The sequence below is a fragment of the Rosenbergiella australiborealis genome (assembly GCF_018494035.1).
In the GTDB taxonomy this organism is placed as follows: Bacteria; Pseudomonadota; Gammaproteobacteria; order Enterobacterales; family Enterobacteriaceae; genus Rosenbergiella; species Rosenbergiella australiborealis.
This window is the reverse complement of sequence record NZ_JABBFO010000001.1, coordinates 354,304-372,745: the sequence shown is the minus strand read 5'-3', so window position 1 is coordinate 372,745 and position 18,442 is coordinate 354,304. Positions and strand designations below refer to the sequence as shown.

19 protein-coding genes and 1 other annotated feature (1 of these 20 cut by a window edge) are annotated in these 18,442 nt (G+C 44.9%); of the genes, 7 read left to right on the top strand and 12 right to left on the bottom strand.

The window, feature by feature from the left end; genetic code table 11:
- Positions 1-75 (bottom strand) — a sequence feature (Thr leader region); it reaches 44 nt to the left of the window's first position.
- Between the two features lie 207 nt (positions 76-282).
- Complete coding sequence (locus HGT73_RS01815) at positions 283-969, bottom strand: tRNA/rRNA methyltransferase (protein ID WP_214211944.1); 687 nt, start codon at positions 967-969, stop codon at positions 283-285.
- Between the two features lie 551 nt (positions 970-1,520).
- Here HGT73_RS01815 and arcA point away from each other — a divergent pair.
- On the top strand, positions 1,521-2,237 hold the full coding sequence (arcA, locus tag HGT73_RS01810; protein ID WP_214211943.1) for a two-component system response regulator ArcA: 717 nt from the start codon (positions 1,521-1,523) through the stop codon (positions 2,235-2,237).
- A gap of 42 nt (positions 2,238-2,279) precedes the next feature.
- On the opposite strand, the gene creA is transcribed toward arcA, so the two are convergent.
- Positions 2,280-2,777, bottom strand: a complete 498-nt coding sequence (gene creA, locus HGT73_RS01805; protein WP_214211942.1) for a protein CreA — start codon at positions 2,775-2,777, stop codon at positions 2,280-2,282.
- 203 nt (positions 2,778-2,980) lie between these two features.
- Here creA and robA point away from each other — a divergent pair, with 203 nt between their 5' ends.
- Positions 2,981-3,847, top strand: coding sequence for an MDR efflux pump AcrAB transcriptional activator RobA (gene robA, locus HGT73_RS01800; protein ID WP_214211941.1), 867 nt, complete (start codon positions 2,981-2,983; stop codon positions 3,845-3,847).
- A gap of 34 nt (positions 3,848-3,881) precedes the next feature.
- Here robA and gpmB read toward each other — a convergent pair whose 3' ends face one another.
- Complete coding sequence (gpmB, locus tag HGT73_RS01795) at positions 3,882-4,529, bottom strand: 2,3-diphosphoglycerate-dependent phosphoglycerate mutase GpmB (RefSeq protein ID WP_214211940.1); 648 nt, start codon at positions 4,527-4,529, stop codon at positions 3,882-3,884.
- Between the two features lie 52 nt (positions 4,530-4,581).
- Here gpmB and yjjX point away from each other — a divergent pair, with 52 nt between their 5' ends.
- The gene (yjjX, locus tag HGT73_RS01790; RefSeq protein ID WP_214211939.1) at positions 4,582-5,109 is read left to right on the top strand and encodes an inosine/xanthosine triphosphatase; all 528 of its coding nucleotides are present in this window, start codon (positions 4,582-4,584) and stop codon (positions 5,107-5,109) included.
- Here the strand turns inward: yjjX and trpR are convergent.
- Complete coding sequence (gene trpR / locus HGT73_RS01785) at positions 5,066-5,392, bottom strand: trp operon repressor (RefSeq protein WP_244968400.1); 327 nt, start codon at positions 5,390-5,392, stop codon at positions 5,066-5,068. The genes yjjX and trpR overlap by 44 nt on opposite strands.
- Positions 5,393-5,438: 46 nt before the next feature.
- Entirely contained in the window at positions 5,439-7,358 is a 1,920-nt protein-coding gene (gene sltY, locus HGT73_RS01780) for a murein transglycosylase (RefSeq protein ID WP_214211937.1), read from the bottom strand.
- 188 nt (positions 7,359-7,546) lie between these two features.
- Between sltY and ettA the strand changes: the two genes are divergently transcribed.
- On the top strand, positions 7,547-9,214 hold the full coding sequence (ettA, locus tag HGT73_RS01775; RefSeq protein ID WP_214211936.1) for an energy-dependent translational throttle protein EttA: 1,668 nt from the start codon (positions 7,547-7,549) through the stop codon (positions 9,212-9,214).
- 69 nt (positions 9,215-9,283) lie between these two features.
- On the opposite strand, the gene nadR is transcribed toward ettA, so the two are convergent.
- The 3 genes from nadR to serB are packed head-to-tail and all read right to left on the bottom strand — an operon-like array spanning position 9,284 to position 12,951.
- Positions 9,284-10,531, bottom strand: coding sequence for a multifunctional transcriptional regulator/nicotinamide-nucleotide adenylyltransferase/ribosylnicotinamide kinase NadR (gene nadR, locus HGT73_RS01770; RefSeq protein WP_214211935.1), 1,248 nt, complete (start codon positions 10,529-10,531; stop codon positions 9,284-9,286).
- A gap of 43 nt (positions 10,532-10,574) precedes the next feature.
- Positions 10,575-11,960: a DNA repair protein RadA gene (radA, locus tag HGT73_RS01765; RefSeq protein ID WP_214211934.1), complete on the bottom strand. Its 1,386-nt coding sequence runs from the start codon at positions 11,958-11,960 to the stop codon at positions 10,575-10,577.
- Between the two features lie 13 nt (positions 11,961-11,973).
- Positions 11,974-12,951: a phosphoserine phosphatase gene (gene serB / locus HGT73_RS01760; protein ID WP_214211933.1), complete on the bottom strand. Its 978-nt coding sequence runs from the start codon at positions 12,949-12,951 to the stop codon at positions 11,974-11,976.
- 117 nt (positions 12,952-13,068) lie between these two features.
- Between serB and HGT73_RS01755 the strand changes: the two genes are divergently transcribed.
- The gene (locus HGT73_RS01755; RefSeq protein WP_214211932.1) at positions 13,069-13,638 is read left to right on the top strand and encodes an AhpA/YtjB family protein; all 570 of its coding nucleotides are present in this window, start codon (positions 13,069-13,071) and stop codon (positions 13,636-13,638) included.
- A 71-nt stretch (positions 13,639-13,709) separates the two neighbouring features.
- Here HGT73_RS01755 and yjjG read toward each other — a convergent pair whose 3' ends face one another.
- Genes yjjG through HGT73_RS01740 form a run of 3 tightly spaced genes read right to left on the bottom strand, consistent with a single transcriptional unit; the run spans position 13,710 to position 15,229 of the window.
- Positions 13,710-14,387 (bottom strand): pyrimidine 5'-nucleotidase, encoded by a 678-nt coding sequence (gene yjjG / locus HGT73_RS01750; protein WP_214212090.1) that lies wholly within the window; start codon positions 14,385-14,387, stop codon positions 13,710-13,712.
- Positions 14,388-14,406: 19 nt separating this feature from the next.
- Positions 14,407-14,850, bottom strand: a complete 444-nt coding sequence (gene rimI / locus HGT73_RS01745; RefSeq protein ID WP_214211931.1) for a ribosomal protein S18-alanine N-acetyltransferase — start codon at positions 14,848-14,850, stop codon at positions 14,407-14,409.
- Entirely contained in the window at positions 14,816-15,229 is a 414-nt protein-coding gene (locus HGT73_RS01740; protein WP_214211930.1) for a DNA polymerase III subunit psi, read from the bottom strand. The genes rimI and HGT73_RS01740 overlap by 35 nt, the downstream gene beginning before the upstream one ends.
- 102 nt (positions 15,230-15,331) lie before the next feature.
- Between HGT73_RS01740 and rsmC the strand changes: the two genes are divergently transcribed.
- Complete coding sequence (gene rsmC / locus HGT73_RS01735) at positions 15,332-16,357, top strand: 16S rRNA (guanine(1207)-N(2))-methyltransferase RsmC (protein ID WP_214211929.1); 1,026 nt, start codon at positions 15,332-15,334, stop codon at positions 16,355-16,357.
- A gap of 341 nt (positions 16,358-16,698) precedes the next feature.
- Complete coding sequence (locus tag HGT73_RS01730) at positions 16,699-17,157, top strand: YbaK/EbsC family protein (RefSeq protein WP_214211928.1); 459 nt, start codon at positions 16,699-16,701, stop codon at positions 17,155-17,157.
- Positions 17,158-17,159: 2 nt separating this feature from the next.
- On the opposite strand, the gene HGT73_RS01725 is transcribed toward HGT73_RS01730, so the two are convergent.
- Positions 17,160-18,380 carry an MFS transporter gene (locus HGT73_RS01725; RefSeq protein ID WP_214211927.1) on the bottom strand — a complete coding sequence of 407 codons (1,221 nt, stop codon included), beginning with the start codon at positions 18,378-18,380 and terminating at the stop codon, positions 17,160-17,162.
- Positions 18,381-18,442: the final 62 nt, after the last annotated feature.

Here is an 18,442-nt window from a genome sequence, read left to right as displayed (position 1 = left end):
TTCCTGTTATGCGTCAGCCCGCACCATTACCTGTTGTAATGGTGGTAATTGTAATAATAATGTTCAGGCTGGTTGTACGCATTTTTTCTCTATTTGTCTGTCTTGGAAATCTGTCGGTAACAGAAGTAAAGCAAACTGCACGTTAAGTCAACGAATTTATTCTATAAACCCTGATCGAAAATCGTGCAGAAACACTTAAAAAGCGATTATCAGTTAGCTAAAACAGTAGCCTTATCGATCAACGCAAGATTAAAATCTTAAAATCACCTACTTTACAGAACTTTATTTCGATAGCTTTTTTTCAATATCTTGAACTAAGCGATGTAGCATTGCTGTATCTCTCGATTGTGCAAATCCTAGCCGTTGATCAAGCCAATCCACCAACTTTTGATCGTTGCTAACATCAATTTTATCGAGTAAATGTGAAATTCTTTCGCGTAAAGCTCTCAATGGCTGCGATGGAGTCTCTTCATTATCAACCTCTGCTTGTAAGTGTAGCGATGAGAGTTGATAGCAAAAGACCATTACGGCTTGCCCCAAATTTAGAGAAGGATAATCAACAGCCATCGGTATGCCGGTGAGTAAATCGACACACTCCAGGTCAGCATTGCTCAGACCACTCTCTTCGCAGCCAAACACTAATGCAAATCGATTCATCCATTGACGTTTCTCACTCAATTGCTCTAACACTTCGGTGGGCGTCGCATAATAACGAAATTTAGCTCGGCTTCGTGCCGTAGTTGCAATAGAAAAATCAATATCCGCTAAGGCTTCTTGTAACGTCGAAAAGGTTTCAACATTATCTAAAATATCGGTGGCACCATGTGCTGTCCATTGGGCAGCCGGTTCAAGATGAACTTGGCTATTCACGATCCTTAACTGAGTGAATCCCATCGTTTTCATGGCACGCGCGGCTGCACCCACATTTTCTGCACGGGCAGGGGCGACTAAAATTATTGGAAAAAACATGTATAGACCTTCAGTTCTCAGCAAGTCGCTATCATAGACCTCTCCATTTCCCTTGGCTAGTCGTCTCAACATCGCTAGTAAAGGTGAGGATATTGTTAATTTTTTCACCAATCATGCCCCCTTTCCTATCGATTGCAGGAATCGGTACCATGTAAGCAACCTACAGAATTGTGGGGTTTTTTTTATGAAGTTAAAACAGAAGTTACTGATTCTACTAGTAAAGGAAAACAAAATAGTCATTTTTCATACAACTGTTAACGTGCTACACTTAGCTTTGATATAAGTCAACGAAGCACATTTATTTGCTTCCTGAATGTTATTCACGCTGTTAGCTGAGTGTTAAAGGCGTTAGGATAGGTTCACAACCTATTGGCTAACTAAACATAAAATAGAGAATTTTGGTTATTTATTAATGTTTATTGTCCGTGCTAAAAATCAAAATATCGAACCCAGTACGTCATCGCCCAGCATTAATTGATTTAACTCACTCTACACAACATCAGCGCTGTGGCCTTGTATCAATTTCGTTGGCAAATTTTAGGTAGCAAAACATGCAGATCCCACAAATCCTTATCGTCGAAGATGAGTTAGTCACTCGTAACACTCTCAAAAGTATTTTTGAAGCCGAGGGTTACACCGTATATGAAGCAACAGATGGTGCAGAAATGCATCAAGCGCTGACCGAGCATACTGTTAACTTAGTCATTATGGACATCAATTTACCCGGTAAAAATGGTCTATTACTGGCCCGAGAACTTCGTGAGCAACAAAGTGTTGCACTGATGTTTTTAACCGGGCGCGACAATGAAGTTGATAAAATTCTCGGACTGGAAATTGGTGCCGACGATTATATTACTAAGCCGTTCAACCCTCGGGAATTAACGATTCGCGCGCGTAATCTTTTATCACGCACTATGAATCTTGCGCCAAGCCAAGAAGAACAAAAGCACGTTGAAAACTATCGCTTCAATGGCTGGGTGCTTGATATTAATAGTCGCTCTTTAATAAGCCCGCAAGGAGAGCAATATAAATTGCCACGCAGCGAATTTAGAGCAATGTTACATTTCTGCGAAAACCCTGGGAAAATTCAGCCTCGAGCTGAATTACTGAAAAAAATGACTGGTCGTGATCTCAAACCCCATGACCGTACCGTGGATGTTACAATTCGCCGTATTCGTAAGCATTTCGAGTCAACACCGGGTACACCAGAAATCATCGCAACAATACATGGTGAAGGTTACCGTTTCTGCGGTGAAATTGACCAGTAATACGATTACGTTAACACAGCCCAGACTTTCTGGGCTGTCTCTTTAATGCCAAGGCATAATTGGTACTGCGCTCAACGCGTTTTTCGGAGAACCATCAACGACCCGATCAGAATAAGCCAGATACACCAACGTATTTCTTTTCTTATCGTAGAAACGGTTAACTTGTAACTTCTTAAAAATCAGAGAAGTTCGTTGCTTAAATACCGCGTCACCATCTTCTTTACCCGCTTTAATCGCATCAGGTACCACAATTGGCCCTACTTGATGACAAGAAATCGCCGCATCAGCCGTATCTTCCGCCAATCCTAAACTTCCCTTGATTCCCCCAGTCTTTGCTCGACTCAGGTAACAGGTCACGTTACTGATATCGGGATCATCGAATGCTTCAATGACAATTTTATGATTCGCTCCCAATATTTTAAATGTGGTATCGACTGAGCCAATTTCCTCACTGTTAGCGGCTTGTGGGGCGACGGTTAGTATCAGCAGAGAAGCAGCTAATAGACGCTTAAAATAACGTGCAGAATATCGAATATTCATCGAATTGATTACCTTAATAAAAGAAGCATTAAATAACTAAAAGTGATAATAACGTTAAGTTATTTTATTGAATATGACTACGTGGACAAATATTGATATTAATAGCTTCAATAATAGCTGGCAATAGATTCAGAAAATTGAAATCTAGCGTATAATACATCGCTCAAAACGGCTCAACCTGCCAATGGATAAGAGGATTTAGTATGGACCAAGCTGGAATTATCAGAGACTTATTGGTTTGGTTAGAGAGTCATTTGGACCAGCCATTGTCACTCGATAATGTTGCCCACAAAGCAGGCTACTCCAAATGGCATTTACAGCGTATGTTCAAAAATATCACAGGTCACGCTATTGGTGCTTACATACGTTCGCGACGTCTCTCTAAGGCGGCGGTTGCGCTAAGATTAACAGGAAGGCCAATTCTTGATATTGCGCTACAATATCGCTTTGACTCTCAACAAACCTTTACACGTGCTTTTAAAAAACAGTTTACCCAAACACCCGCGAGTTATCGCCGAGCATTAGACTGGTCATCGTTTGGCCTGCGCCCACCTATTCGGATGGGAGCTTTCTCTATGCCACAACCGACAATGGTTAACCTGCCTGAAATAAAACTTTATGGGCACACTCAGTGTTACACCTGTACTTTAGAACAAATTTCTAACCATCGGGCTGAAATGCGAAAACATTTCTGGCAACAGTTTCTTCATAATGCCAAAAGCAATATTCCCGATGTCGTGTATGGACTCCATCAAGTTCGTAGCAGTATGGATAAAGAGGATGAGCAAGAAATTCTCTACACGACAGCTATCGCAGATGATCATTTCGCAAAAACGCTTGATTCTGTTGAGGTCATTACTCTACAGGGTGGCGATTACGTACAGTTCAGCTACGATGGGTTAAAAGAGGGACTACAAGACTTTATCCTTGTCCTATACAGTACCTGTATGCCTACCTTGAACTTGACACGCCGTTCTGGCCAAGATATTGAGCGTTTTTATACTCCTCAGGGGTTAACCACAGCAGATATTCGCTGTGATTATCTAATCCCTATCAGAAAAAGCGCATAACAGGGTATTTTCCCGGCCGAGCCCGGGAAAATTGTTATGCTTTCATTTCATCAAGCGCAGGTGCGTTAAGATGGGCAATATCACCCGTACTTTCGACAATCCACCCTTCCGCTAACCATGAGCTTGATTGATAATCGACACGGGAGACCGAACAATTTCGTAATCGCAGACGTCTCTCTGCCCATGCAGGTAATCCGAGCAAAGTCCCTAACAAGCACCCCAAGGCAATACCATGACTGACCAACAGTGGCTGACTCCCCGCGGGTAAGGTACGAACGGCATCAAGAGCACCACGCATTCGTTGAGCTAGCTCTTCCATGCTTTCTCCTTGAGGTATCCGCCCTGCGGGATCACCATTTAATAGTGATTTTCGCCACTGCTCTTCATCTGGCGTCAAACTGGTAAGAGCTCGACCTTCCAATACACCCATGTTGATTTCTCGTAACCGGGCATCAGTCATTAAGATACCGCCACAATACTCAGCGATAATCGCTGCAGTTTGCTGAGTACGACCTAAATCACTGGTAATAATATGAGTTATTCCTGCTTTTTGGAGTCGTTGTCCCGTTTGTCTCGCTTGTTGTATTCCCTGTTCCGTTAACCCGCTATCACTTTGCCCCTGTATCCGTTGCTCCGTATTCCATAGCGTTTCTCCATGACGAACCAGCAAAACTTGTTGCATAACCCTTTCCATTATATGATCAAAAAAATTCTACTGCCCTTGAGCTACTATTATGTATCATGTTGTCGTAGCAACCCGCAACCCGGCTAAAATTTTAGCCGTATCAGAAGCCTGTAAATCACTCTTTCCTGATCAACCGCTCTCTATAGAAGGCATTGATGTCGCCAGTGGTGTCTCTGCTCAGCCTCTCACCAATGATGAAACCTGGCAAGGGGCAAATAACCGTTTATTGTCAGCGAAGGAGCGCACTCCTGATGCAGCGTTATGGATTTCAATCGAAGCGGGTATCGATAATAATCATGCTTTTGCATGGATTATTGCTGAAAATAGAGTTCAACGCAGCGAGTCACGGTCAGCGAGTTTCATGTTACCAACCTCCATCCTACAAGCGCTTAAGCAAGGGGCAGAATTGGGACCGTTAATGTCGACACTAACAGGAATTGATAATATTAAGCATAAGGGCGGCGCAATTGGCGCTATCACATCGGGTATCCTGACGCGAAGTGCTGTCTACCAACAAGCCCTTATTTTAGCCATTAGTCCGCTGATTCATCCTTTTTACACAGAAGCTGCTCCCTAAGCCAAGAAAGAAGATCTGGCGAGGCGGATTTTAATCCGTTAGAACCGCGAGTAATGGTTGCTATACCAACGCCTAGTTGTTCTTTCAGCTGTCGCTGGCTGAGCTGATTGCGTAACAGTTCTTCGATAATGCATAAACGAGTGCTGTATGCCTGGCGCTCGTCTGAAGTCAGCATTAAATTCAGTAAAGCTTCGCCTTGGCCTGAAGTGAAAGCCTGCGCAAGTAATTCGACAAAACGAGACCAATCTAGCTCCGATAGCGTTGTATCTTGGGAAATAGTCATCAGCATGGCTTCCGTACTCATTAACGAGTACGGAAGCATAACACACTCAGTAACGTCGATTCCACTCGCTGTCTGCGAAGATTTTATCGGGTGAGCCCATTAAATATCGATAGTAAACATCGTATGACAAAACATTTTTGACATAATTTCGTGTTTCAGAGAAAGGGATAGTCTCAATGAACGCTACAGGATCTAAACGTCCTTGGCTTACCCCTAGCCAGCGATTAACCCTGCCTGGGCCCGCATTATAAGCCGCAGCGGCAAGAATGCGGTTATTATCAAACTGGCGATAAACATAATCGAGATACTGCATACCAATCTGAATGTTCATCTCAGGATCTAATAATTGGCTGCTGTCGCTATATTGAGAAATTTCATACATGCTTACCATATGGCTGGCGGTGCCAGGCATAATTTGCATAAGACCACTTGCGCCCACCGGCGATTGAATTTTCGGATTCCAAGCACTCTCCTGACGTGAAATTGCCATCGCGAAACTGGTCGGAATGAGTTTCCCTGATGCATAACGTTGGAAATAAGTTTGCCAAGCAATCGGGAAACGCTCTTTTAAACTGTTCCACATTTTTGCAGTAATCGTCGCTTGTACACTCAAATCCCACCAATCTTGAGAATTAGCATAGCTGGCGAGCATTTGTTGCTGAGTGAGATTTTTACTACGAATTAGACTCGCCCACTCACTTCGCGCCAGATTATCGAGATTCCAATACATCAACTCACGGATCCGAGCCATCTCTGGGCCTTGTGTCACTGAGCTATCGGCTTCTGGTGCTTTATCAATTTGCAGGGAATAGGGTTCACCTAAGCGCTGAGCCGCGACCATTGCATAAAAACCGCGCTCTTTCATCAACTGGTGGAGAATATCATCCGCTTCTGCTTTTCTTCCTCGTTCTAGCAACAAGTCTGCCTGCCAATATTGCCACTCATCTTTTTGCTTAGCTTCGATCGGTAGCCGAGCAATCCACGTATTTAATCCGCGACGATCGTTCTGGCTTAACGCGAGACGAATACGTCTTTCCAATAAGGTTTCCGACTCACTGTCCATGACAACTTCATCACGCCAGTGTTGCTGCTGCGCGCTGATATCAGTAGACATTAACTGCCAAGCGACGGCTTCTTTTAAGGCTTGGGTCCCTTGTTGATCCATCTGTTGTGCCGAGACCAGTTGCGGGATCATATCCTGCGCTTGATCGGCGTTATCTCGTGCTAAGCGATTGAAGGCAAAAATAGTTACCGCACGACTAAATTCAGTCGGTGAAACGCTTTGTGCGAACGTTAATACTCCTTGAGGAGAGTTTTGTAGCACCTTAAGTGCGCGGCTTAACGTATCGTAATCAGAAGGTAACTGTGAAATAAGCTGATTGGTCAAGCGATCATTACCCGCTTTGATGGCAAGTAAAACACGGGAAAGATACTGGTCTGCGTTAAAATCACCACTGCTTTGCCAAGCAGTAAACAACCGATCACAGCCAGCAGGCAATGAACGTCCTGTCATCCAGATAGAATGAGCCCCCTGCCATGCAAGACGTTGATGTCCCGTCGCATAGTTAGCGTAATACCAATTACATTTCGCTTGGTCTGTAGGGGGCTCTTGTGGACTAAAACTAAGCAGTCCTTGCCAATCGTCACGCCGAGCCAATTCACTGACAAACTGATTTCTTAAACTTTTCGCGGCAGGCAATGTGGGGTAACTATTCACAAAGTTACTGACACCAAGAGCCGTGTCTTGGCTGAGATCTTGGGAAAGTTGGCGATATTCTAAATAGGGATAAAGTGGATAATCTTTTAATGTTGGCATTAACTGAGCCACAACATCCATCTGCTTTGCATCCCAGGCTTGACGTACTTGATTATAGCGTTGACGCTGCTCATCTAACGAGTCAGAAAATGCAGTACAGCTCACGGCGGTAAGACATATTCCCGCTACCCAATGCTTCCAGTCTGCCACGTTTTACCCCTTATCGTCGCTATAGTGAATAGTCATTACGCTAACATGTTTTCAAGACTTCGTTGAGCTTTCCAATCAGTCGCCTCGATTATAGCGCTTTCCTCTGCGCTGTTGCTGTGAATATGCAGTGAAAACAGATACACTTCTCAGCAAATAACACGTTTAACGACTACTAAGAGGCTTATCTCGTGGCGCAATTCGTATACAGTATGCACCGTGTGGGGAAAGTTGTTCCTCCAAAACGACATATTTTAAAAAATATTTCTCTTAGCTTCTTTCCAGGGGCAAAAATCGGAGTACTCGGCCTGAACGGTGCCGGAAAATCGACGCTCTTACGCATCATGGCCGGTATCGATAAAGATATCGAGGGTGAAGCAAGACCCCAGCCTGGTATCAAAATCGGTTACCTTCCACAAGAGCCACAACTCAATCCCGAACACACGGTTCGAGAGTCAATTGAAGAGGCCCTTTCAGAAGTTGTCGGCGCCTTGAAACGCCTCGATGAAGTCTATGCACTCTATGCAGAACCTGAAGCCGATTTCGACAAACTCGCGGCAGAACAAGGTCGGCTTGAAGAAATTATACAAGCTCATGACGGGCACAATCTAAACACACAATTAGAGCGTGCCGCCGATGCGCTGCGTTTACCTGAATGGGACGCGAAAGTAGCTAACCTTTCAGGGGGGGAGCGTCGTCGTGTCGCACTTTGTCGCTTGCTGCTTGAAAAGCCGGATATGCTGCTGCTTGATGAGCCGACTAACCACTTAGATGCTGAATCTGTGGCGTGGCTAGAGCGCTTCCTGCACGACTTTGAGGGTACCGTCGTAGCCATTACCCACGACCGTTACTTCCTCGATAATGTTGCCGGCTGGATTTTAGAACTTGACCGTGGTGAGGGGATCCCTTGGGAAGGAAACTACTCTTCATGGTTAGAGCAAAAAGATCAACGTCTTGCACAGGAAGCTTCGGCTGAGGCTGCACGTCGTAAATCGATCGAAAAAGAGCTGGAATGGGTCCGCCAAGGCACGAAGGGCCGCCAATCGAAAGGTAAGGCACGTCTCGCACGTTTTGATGAACTAAACAGTGTTGAATACCAAAAACGCAATGAAACCAGTGAACTCTTTATTCCGCCAGGTGCACGTCTGGGTGATAAAGTGGTTGAAGTGAATAACTTAACTAAATCTTACGGTGATCGCGTCCTGATCGACAATCTATCATTCTCGATTCCAAAAGGTGCAATTGTAGGGATCATTGGTGCCAACGGTGCAGGTAAATCCACCCTGTTTCGTATGCTATCCGGCCAAGAACAACCTGATTCCGGTGATATTACATTGGGTGAAACCGTTAAGCTGGCATCCGTTGATCAATTCCGTGATGCAATGGATAACAGTAAAACAGTATGGGAAGAAGTCTCTGGCGGCCAAGATATCATGCGTATCGGTAACTTTGAGATGCCAAGCCGTGCTTACGTCGGGCGCTTCAACTTTAAAGGTACTGATCAAGGAAAACGCGTTGGCGAGTTGTCAGGAGGCGAACGCGGTCGCTTACATTTAGCTAAATTACTGCAAGTGGGGGGTAATTTACTGTTACTCGATGAACCCACCAACGATTTAGATATTGAGACCTTACGCGCCCTAGAGAATGCCTTACTGGAGTTTCCAGGCTGTGCGATGGTTATCTCGCACGACCGTTGGTTCCTCGATAGGATCGCTACCCATATTCTTGATTATCAAGATGAAGGTAATGTGACCTTTTTTGAAGGAAACTTTAGCGAATACGAAGAGTATCGTAAACGCACGTTAGGCCACGAAGCCCTCGAGCCGAAACGAATGAAGTATAAAAAAATGAGTAAGTAATAAGTCTTCTCGTTGAGAGCGATGAATTAGCTCTCAACGATTTTTTTACACCACTCTTTACCCCAAATACTACTCAGTGCGCGAAGGCGTAGAGTTCAGCAAAACTTGTTCCACTAGGCCAATACACCGTAAAAAACGACTGTCATAGTCATCTTCTTTGACATGGACAAACGGAATACCATTCTGTGTTAATAGGTCGATGAGTAGTGACTGAAACTCTTTTCGATCAACCGAACTGCCTAAACTACGTAGGCCATCTGCCACCCAAGGCACATTATTTTCTAATAAGATGACCAGATCGAATCGGTATTCAGCGATCAATGCTTGCACAAATGGGTGAGCTTTACCTTCATATTTTAGGCAAAAGGCTTGCGTAGTAATAAAGTCAGTATCAATGAAGGCGACTTTATTTGCGTATTTCACAGCGAAGTCGATATATTGAGCCTGACCCAACGCAATTTTGTCGTAATCAGAATATTGTAGCGCCATCTCATCCCCTCCCAAATGCGAGAAGACATAGTCACGCCCATATTCCCAAGCACTGGTAGTATTAAAGATATTTGCGAGTTTATTGACGAGTGTTGATTTACCACTCGACTCCCCTCCTAGTAGTGCCACTCTACGGACAAAAAAAGGCTTCACCTCGGTCGGAATATATTCCCAATAGCGGAAAGGATCTTGGCGTATCTGATGGCCACTGATATTCATAAAGACCCGTTGTGCATCGACAACAACAGTCTCGATATTAAGATAGCGTTCAAACATCTCAGCATCGTCTTGTTCACTGGTGTAGATCCGTTGCGCGTGGATCTGCTTTTCAGCCATAAACGCCGTAATTTCCTGACTCCACACATCCCAACCATGAGGATAGGGTTCGACTCCCTCTTCATTAAAGGAGTGAATACGGATATTTTTTTGATATTTGAACGTCTGAAGTAACCAACGTAGCCGGTCAGCGGTTGTCGGCTGCTGAGACATGGCACTGTCTTCAAACAATTGCCGATCACGAGACTCATCATGTCCCATAATGATATGTAACTCATCAACTTGGCTTGACGCCCGTTGAATCAGATAAATATGTCCCGTATGTAAGGGATAGAACTTACCGAAAATAACCCCCACGACTTTATTGCGATAAGGGTATTCGAGACCGAGATAATGATGTAATGCCTCAAGTTTCGAGGCGCTCGGACTTTTTATTTTCTGATTAAGTAACTGGCTTAAATATCCCTTAGTCATTTCACAGGCTTCAGCAACCTGTTGGAAAGTCACGCCTTTTTGTTGTATAGCAACTTTCAAATACTCGTAGTTTTGCATCGCGCCGATTCCTGATTGCTTTACGCCCTGACGAAACAGTGCATTAGGTTAATTCATCGAATATCGCTAAAGCATCTGCTAACTTCTTCACTGGATAGACTTTCATACCGCCTGGTGCCTGCTTCGGGGCATTAGCGGCAGGAACAATAGCTCGGGTAAACCCGTGTTTACTGGCCTCGGCAATACGCTCTTGACCGCTCGGAACTGGGCGAATTTCTCCAGCAAGGCCGACTTCACCAAAAATGACTAAATCTAACGGTAAGGCACGGTCACGTAGACTTGAAACCATCGCTAACAGTAAAGCAAGATCGGCACTGGTTTCTGTGACTTTCACGCCCCCTACTACATTGACAAATACATCTTGGTCGGCCATTTGTAACCCACCATGACGATGCAACACCGCCAGCAATATCGCTAAACGGTTCTGTTCAAGACCTACCGCGACACGACGCGGATTACCCATTAAGGAGTGATCGACTAAGGCCTGTATTTCAACTAATAAGGGCCGAGTGCCTTCCCATACCACCATTACCGAACTGCCGGGTGTTACTTCATCACCCCGTGAAAGGAAAATAGCAGAGGGGTTACTCACTTCACGCATCCCTTGCTCGGTCATAGCAAACACACCGAGCTCATTAACCGCGCCAAAACGGTTTTTATGACTACGTAAGGTACGAAAGCGTGAATCTGTGTCACCATCGAGTAACACCGAACAATCAATACAGTGTTCTAAGACTTTCGGTCCTGCTAAAGATCCGTCTTTTGTCACATGTCCGACCATAATAATGGCGACATTACGCGTCTTCGCAAAACGGGTCAGATAGGCGGCGGTCTCACGCACTTGCGCGACACTGCCTGGAGAAGATAGTACATCTGCCATATGCATCACTTGAATCGAATCGATTACCATCAATTGTGGCGTTTCGGTCTCGGCAATTTGGCAGATTTCTTCAATACTCGTTTCTGAGAGCATATTCAAGTGGGTCGTAGGTAACCCAAGACGATGTGCCCGCATCGCTACTTGCTGTAACGACTCCTCACCGGTGACATAAAGGGTTTTCATCTTCTCGGAGAGCTTACACAATGTTTGAAGCAGTAATGTTGATTTCCCCGCCCCTGGACTGCCACCGATCAGAATAGCACTTCCCGGTACGACACCACCGCCTAAGACCCGATCAAACTCTTTAAATCCGGTTGAAAATCGTGGTAAAGCCTCAAGACTTATCTCTGACAGTTTTTGGACTTTAGTGCCGCCACTGCTGCCCGCATAACCTGATAAACGCTCATTTCTCGCGACAGTTGGCGAAGCAGCAAGACGAACTTCGGTGATGGTGTTCCACGCCTGGCAGGCACTGCATTGCCCTTGCCAACGTGGATAATCAGCACCACACTCATTACAGACAAATGCACGTTTTGCTGCTTTGGCCAAAATGACTCCTTAATTAGCGTGACTCGTGGTTAAGACTACCAGTAAGAATACACAATACGCCGGTAAGATCTGCAAAACGGACGGCAACTTCGCTCTTCTCATTGACTTTCGGTTTTGCATGGTAGGCGATTCCTAATCCTGCAGCTTGGATCATCACTAAGTCATTAGCGCCATCACCGATAGCCACTGTTTGAGTACGCGGAAGTTCATAGCTATTCGCCAACTTTTCAAGGAAGGTTGCCTTATATTTCGCGTCGACAATATCGCCAATAACCTTCCCGGTTAACTTTCCGTTAACGATTTCAAGTTGATTTGCTGCAACTGCACTTAATTTTAGTTTTTGTTTGAGATAGTCAGCAAAAAAGGTAAAACCACCCGATGCAATAGCAACATGCCAGCCGCGGGCTTGTAAGGTGTTAACCAGATTCTCAAGTCCAGCCATTAACGGCAGAGTATCCAGAACCTGCTGTAAAATAGCTTCATCAGCCCCTGCAAGTTGTGCAACACGTTCGCGTAGGCTTTGTTGAAAATCTAGCTCGCCCCGCATCGCTTTTTCGGTCACTTCTGCCACTTTCTCGCCACAACCTGCTAATAGGGCAATTTCGTCAATACACTCAATCTCAATTGCCGTAGAATCCATATCCATGACTAACAGACCAGGCTGTTGTAATTCAGGAAGTTGACCCAGTGCAGCAACATCGAGTTCAAATTGGTAGGCCAATTTACGCGCTTCAGTAGTGAGTGAGCCGGCAAGTCGCAATACCGTATAGTCAGCAACACGCCAAGCACTGACTAAGACTAGAGCCCCCTCTAATCGCTGCTGGTAATCGGTAAGGCGCTGTTTATCAAGAGAGCGACCAAATAATAGCCAGCCACTTCGACCTGCACGATAATCGAGGGGCATAACTTCGTCCCCATTCAATGAAAGCGGCAATCCTGGCCATGCTGTAACATCCGTGGGTAAATCAGACCAACTTAATCGGTTTGGCATTGGTGCTCCTGAACAAACATTAAAACCCGGCAAAGGCTACCCCGATCGGCCCAGCTCTGGCAACAGAAACCCGCATCTGAGCCGATGATTTATAGAAAAAAATGAGATCTTATTCACATGCAGAGCCCTAAAATTAATATTCAACTTCATAGGACGCTGATTATTTTGGCGTGTTTAACATTAATAGTCGTACTAATGCAAGGCGCCTCATGGTTTAGCGCCAACCATCAGAGCGCACAAAGCTCCCAAGTTGCAGAACTCTCGCAGGGTTTAGCGAATCAAACAGCATATAGTTTGCTTCCTTACTTCACACAGCTTGAGATCGATTTACCCGCAATTAGCGATGCACTTCAGCATTTAACTCAACAGCCTCGTATTATTGACGCGTCTGTATACGACATTGATGGAACACGTCTTGTTCACAGTGGCCAGTCAATCGGTGTGCGTGAACGGCTCGGTTTAACTGGCAAACAAGCGGACTGTGACGCTACCCGCCAAATAGTCGTTCCGCTACAAACCAAAAATGGACCGCAAGGCTACCTGAGGCTAACGCTTGATACCCATACGTCAGCCAGTGACGTTCTGCCTATAAACAACACCCCCCATGTATTACGCCTGATGTTGCTACTTGCGCTAGGGATTGGGATTATTTTAACGCGCACATTATTAGGCGATCAGCGCCCCTAGGGCCTATTTGTTGAATACTTATGGCTCGATCGATAAACAACATGGTCCAAAGGATGCCCAATAACCTAGTACTACAATAATAATGCGTGCAATGCTGTTAGCGTAGGCACCTGCCAATCAGGTTTCACTGTATCAGGAAGTTGCTTATCGCCATGATCTAACCAGCATGTCTTCATTCCAGCATTGATTCCGCCTGCAATATCAGATTCAGGAGTGTCACCGATCATTAATGTACGCTCAGGAGAACAGCCTGGAAATTGCGATAAGGTATGATGAAAAATCGCTGCTGCCGGTTTAGCAAGACCAAATTGTTCTGATATGGTCAATACTTGGAAGTAATGTGCCAACCCCGTACTGGCTAAGCGCGCATGTAGTAAGTCAGTGAAGCCATTAGTAATGATCCCCATCTTTACATGGGGTACCATCGCTTGTAATAGCGCTTTCGCACCGGGTAAAGGCTGACAAATATCAGCCATCGCAATCAAAAACTGCTCATTCAACGTACTGGCAGGAACATTTATTTTTTGTGCCCAAAGGTCAAAACGTTGTATTTTAAGCTGTTCCGCATCGATTTCATGCCGCTGGTATGCTTCCCATAATGGCCGATTTAACGCTTGATAGTCTTGGTAATCGTCACCACTGAACGACACTCCGTACTGAGCGAACATTTTTTTAAGACCTCGATAAGCATCGAACTCGAAAAGCGTTTCATCTGCATCAAAAAGAATACAGTCAAAGTGTTTAATCAGCATAGTGCTCCCAAAATGGTTACAGTGTTAACGCCATAATCAATGCATCCTCTCGTCCAGTTTCGGTCGGATAGTAGCGATGACGTCTAGAGACTTCATTAAAATCGAGGGACTCATACAAGCGAATTGCCGGTAAATTTGATGCCCGAACTTCTAACCACAACATCATCACATCACGCTCTATAAGATGTTCACTTAATGTCGTAATCAGTTGGCGAGCGACACCACGACGTTGAAATTCAGGGGAAACGGCAATGTTAAACAGTGAAGCCTCATCAAGTACCACTTGGCAAATCGCGAAACCGGCTAATTCACCGTTGATATTGGCTTTGAGATTGATAAAACGCTCACCTTGATTCGTTTGAAACGTCTCGGGGCTCCACGGGTGAGAGTGACACTGCTTTTCAAGCCTATAGGCTTGTGCCAAGTCAGCGGGCAGAAGTTGGGAAATTATCGTCGTCATTACAAAGTTGCTGCCATAAAGTACGTTTAGCCTCTGCGCTGTGAAGTAGCGTAGCAAAGGATGGAGAGTGGAATTGACGCGCCGCATAGTGCTGCTGTGGTTCATATCCAACAAACCACAATAAACAAGATAGAGGATGAGGCAATAATGGGAGCTGTTCAACCGTAAGATAGAGCACATAGGCTGATTCGAGCAATAAGCTCTGTAAAACGTCGCGAATAAAAGGATGGTGAATTTCGTCGCGTTGTAATCCCACAATGACCAATTGTGTTGTCGGTTTGATGGCGATGGCCACTTCGCCATGTAACACTTCAGGACGCCGTAAACGGTACTGGTCGATCCCCATCTGCGCTAATAACCAGTCTCGTCTCTCTGTCATTTTTATCCACTCAACAAATGCTTACGTTGCTATGCTAGCAAAACCATCGAACCCACGCCAATAAACCTCTATAATCGCTCTACTTATGAAAGAGGAGTTACCATGTCAGCTTATATGCCGGCCAGCGAAGTGCTGTTGCGCCACGAGGAAGAGTTTGAACATCGCCATATTATTTTTGCGGGTGATCTGCAGGATATGTTACCGGCACAATTAACCACGGCCTCTACCCGTGTTTTTACACAGCAATATCATCACTGGCAAGCGTTAAGCAAGCCATTAGAAGAGCGTGCACACTTTGGGCTTTACGCCACCGCTGAACATGTAGCCGGCTGTGATACCCTGATTTACTACTGGCCTAAAAATAAGCCAGAAGCCGCTTTCCAACTCGAAAATTTGCTTGCGCTATTACCAGTAGGGAGTGACCTCTTTATTGTCGGTGAAAACCGTAGTGGTGTACGTAGTGCAGAAACAGTTCTTGAGAAGTATAGCAAACTTGAAAAAATCGACAGCGCCAGACGCTGCGGCCTGTATCACGGGCGCCTTGATCAACACCCCGACTTTAATCTCGACAGCTATTATAACGAATACCCGCTGGATAACCTCACGATTAAAACACTTCCCGGTGTCTTTAGCCGTGATGGTCTAGATAATGGCAGTGCGTTGTTATTATCAACACTGACCCCTCATACCAAAGGAAAAGTGCTGGATCTCGGCTGTGGTGCAGGCGTACTAGCTGCCAGTTTAAAGCAACATTCACCAAAAGTACGCTTATGGCTTACTGATGTGAATGCTGCTGCGATTGCTGCAAGCCAAGCAACTCTTGCTATCAACAATATTGAAGGTGACGTATTCGCCAGTAATGTATTTTCAAACGTACAAGGTCGGTTTGATATGATTTTATCAAACCCGCCGTTCCACGAAGGCCTACAAACAAGTTTAGAGGCAGCCAATGCATTGATTCGAGGTGCGGCTAATCATCTTAGCAGTGGCGGTGAATTACGTATTGTCGCGAATGCTTTTTTACCCTATCCGCAAGCATTGGAAGAAACCTTCGGCAATTACGAAATTTTGGCACAAACCGGAAAATTTCGCGTTTACCGCAGTATTTGGGGTCGCAATAAACGTTAATTATTCCTTCTTAACGTGCTAGACCGTACAGATTCTCCGCCCTAATGCGGAGAATCTGCCATAGGATGCACACTCAATAGCCAGCCTGTTAATATGTTTAGTAGACAGGAATAAGAATAAATGTACCAAGGTAATGATTTATGAATATGCTACGTGAATAGTGCCAGTAAGGCGTAAACGTTACACATGACTTTTTTATTTTTCTATTTTCTTCGACAGACCACCAATCTCCCCTTTACCCGCTTTATGGCCTTTATTTCTGTAATACATTTATCTAATTTCGTTTATACTTTGCCACCTAATAGTGAAACTAGGCATACCTATTACAACGGAGAAGACCAATGAGCCTGCAATCTGTGCGCGATTTTTTTGCAGAGCATGCCCCTGATATTGAAATTATCGAAATGAATGAAAGTACGGCAACCGTGGATATGGCCGCACGCGTTCATGGCGTTGAACCTGGTCAAATTGCAAAAACCCTGTCACTAAAAATTAAAAATAATATTGTACTTATTGTGATGCGTGGTGATGCACGATTAGATAATAAAAAACTTAAAGAGACGTTTGGCGCTAAAGCACGCATGCTCTCCGTTGACGAAGTCATCACGGCGACTGGACATCCTGTCGGAGGTGTCTGCCCCTTCGGGCTTGAAAATCCGCTGCAGGTTTACTGTGACCAAAGTTTAAACGATTTTCACGAAGTCCTTCCGGCTGCTGGCGCAACTTACAGTGCAGTTCGCCTTTCACCACAACGTATGGCTGAATTAACAGACGCCAAGTGGATTGACGTCTGCCTATAAATTTACTGGCGCTCAACACTCTCTGCGCCAGAAATTTTCATCCCTCGCGTTTCACGCCCAAATGCAGCCAAAAGAAAAATTAATACCGCCACTGTGCCGGCGACAATCGCCATCGCCAAACCATAGTTTCCACCCTGTACAGCAGCTATTTTTGACTGAAGTGTCGCATTGACTGAGGCAATCAAATTACCAAGTTGGTACACAAAGCCGGGTAACACTGCCCGAGCGTTTGCAGGAACTAACTCCGTTAACCAACTGGGAATAACACCCCATGCTCCCTGAACCATAAACTGCATCAAAAATGCTCCTAGCCCCACCATCACTGAACCACTTGCAAATGCCCATAAAGGTATGACGGGTAGTGCAAGAAAGGCCGCAATCATTATTGCTTTTTTACGGCCAATTTTTTCAGATAAAGCCCCAAAGAAAACACCACCTAGCATCGCTGCTATGTTGTAACAAATCGCAATAATACTCACTGTGTGTGCATCGAATTGGTGTTGCACCTTCAAAAAAGTAGGATAGAGATCTTGAGTACCATGACTAAAGAAATTAAAGCAGGCCATCAGTAGTACCAGATAACCACATATCTTCAGATTGCTCCTAATGATAGGCAGTAGCGCATGGCTTTCTTTGCGTGCTTTCGCTGCTAGCCAAACCGGAGATTCAGGTACTTTAAAATAGATAAACGGGAGTAAAAAGATTGGAAGTGCGCCGACTAAGAACATTCCTCGCCATCCGATATGCTCGTAAAATAGTCCAAAAATAATCGATGCAAGAAGATAGCCACAAGGGTATCCAGCTTGAAAAATTCCAGACATTACCCCACGTGAACGGTCGGGTATAGTTTCCATTGCGAGTGATGAAGCGACTCCCCATATTCCGCCCATTGCAACACCATAAATAACCCTTAGCAGTAAAAATATGGCAAAAGTAGGAGACCACGCCGATAGCAGTTCAAATACCGAAAATAGCACCACATTGAGCATCAAAATAGGACGACGGCCATATTTCTCAGCTAACCGCCCGAAAATTAAGGCTCCAATTGGACGCACTGCCAGTGTCAACATAATAGCAATAGAAATATCTGTCACCGTGGTCTTAAAGTATCCGGCCAGATCACTGAGAAGAAAAACTAAAATAAAAAAATCAAATGCATCTAGCATCCAGCTTAAAAAACACGCGGTCGCAACATTACGCTGCGTTGATGTCCAACCCATCATCGTCTTATCCTAACCCACAAAAGTGAATATGCCCGACGCTATCGCGAATACGACGGGAACCT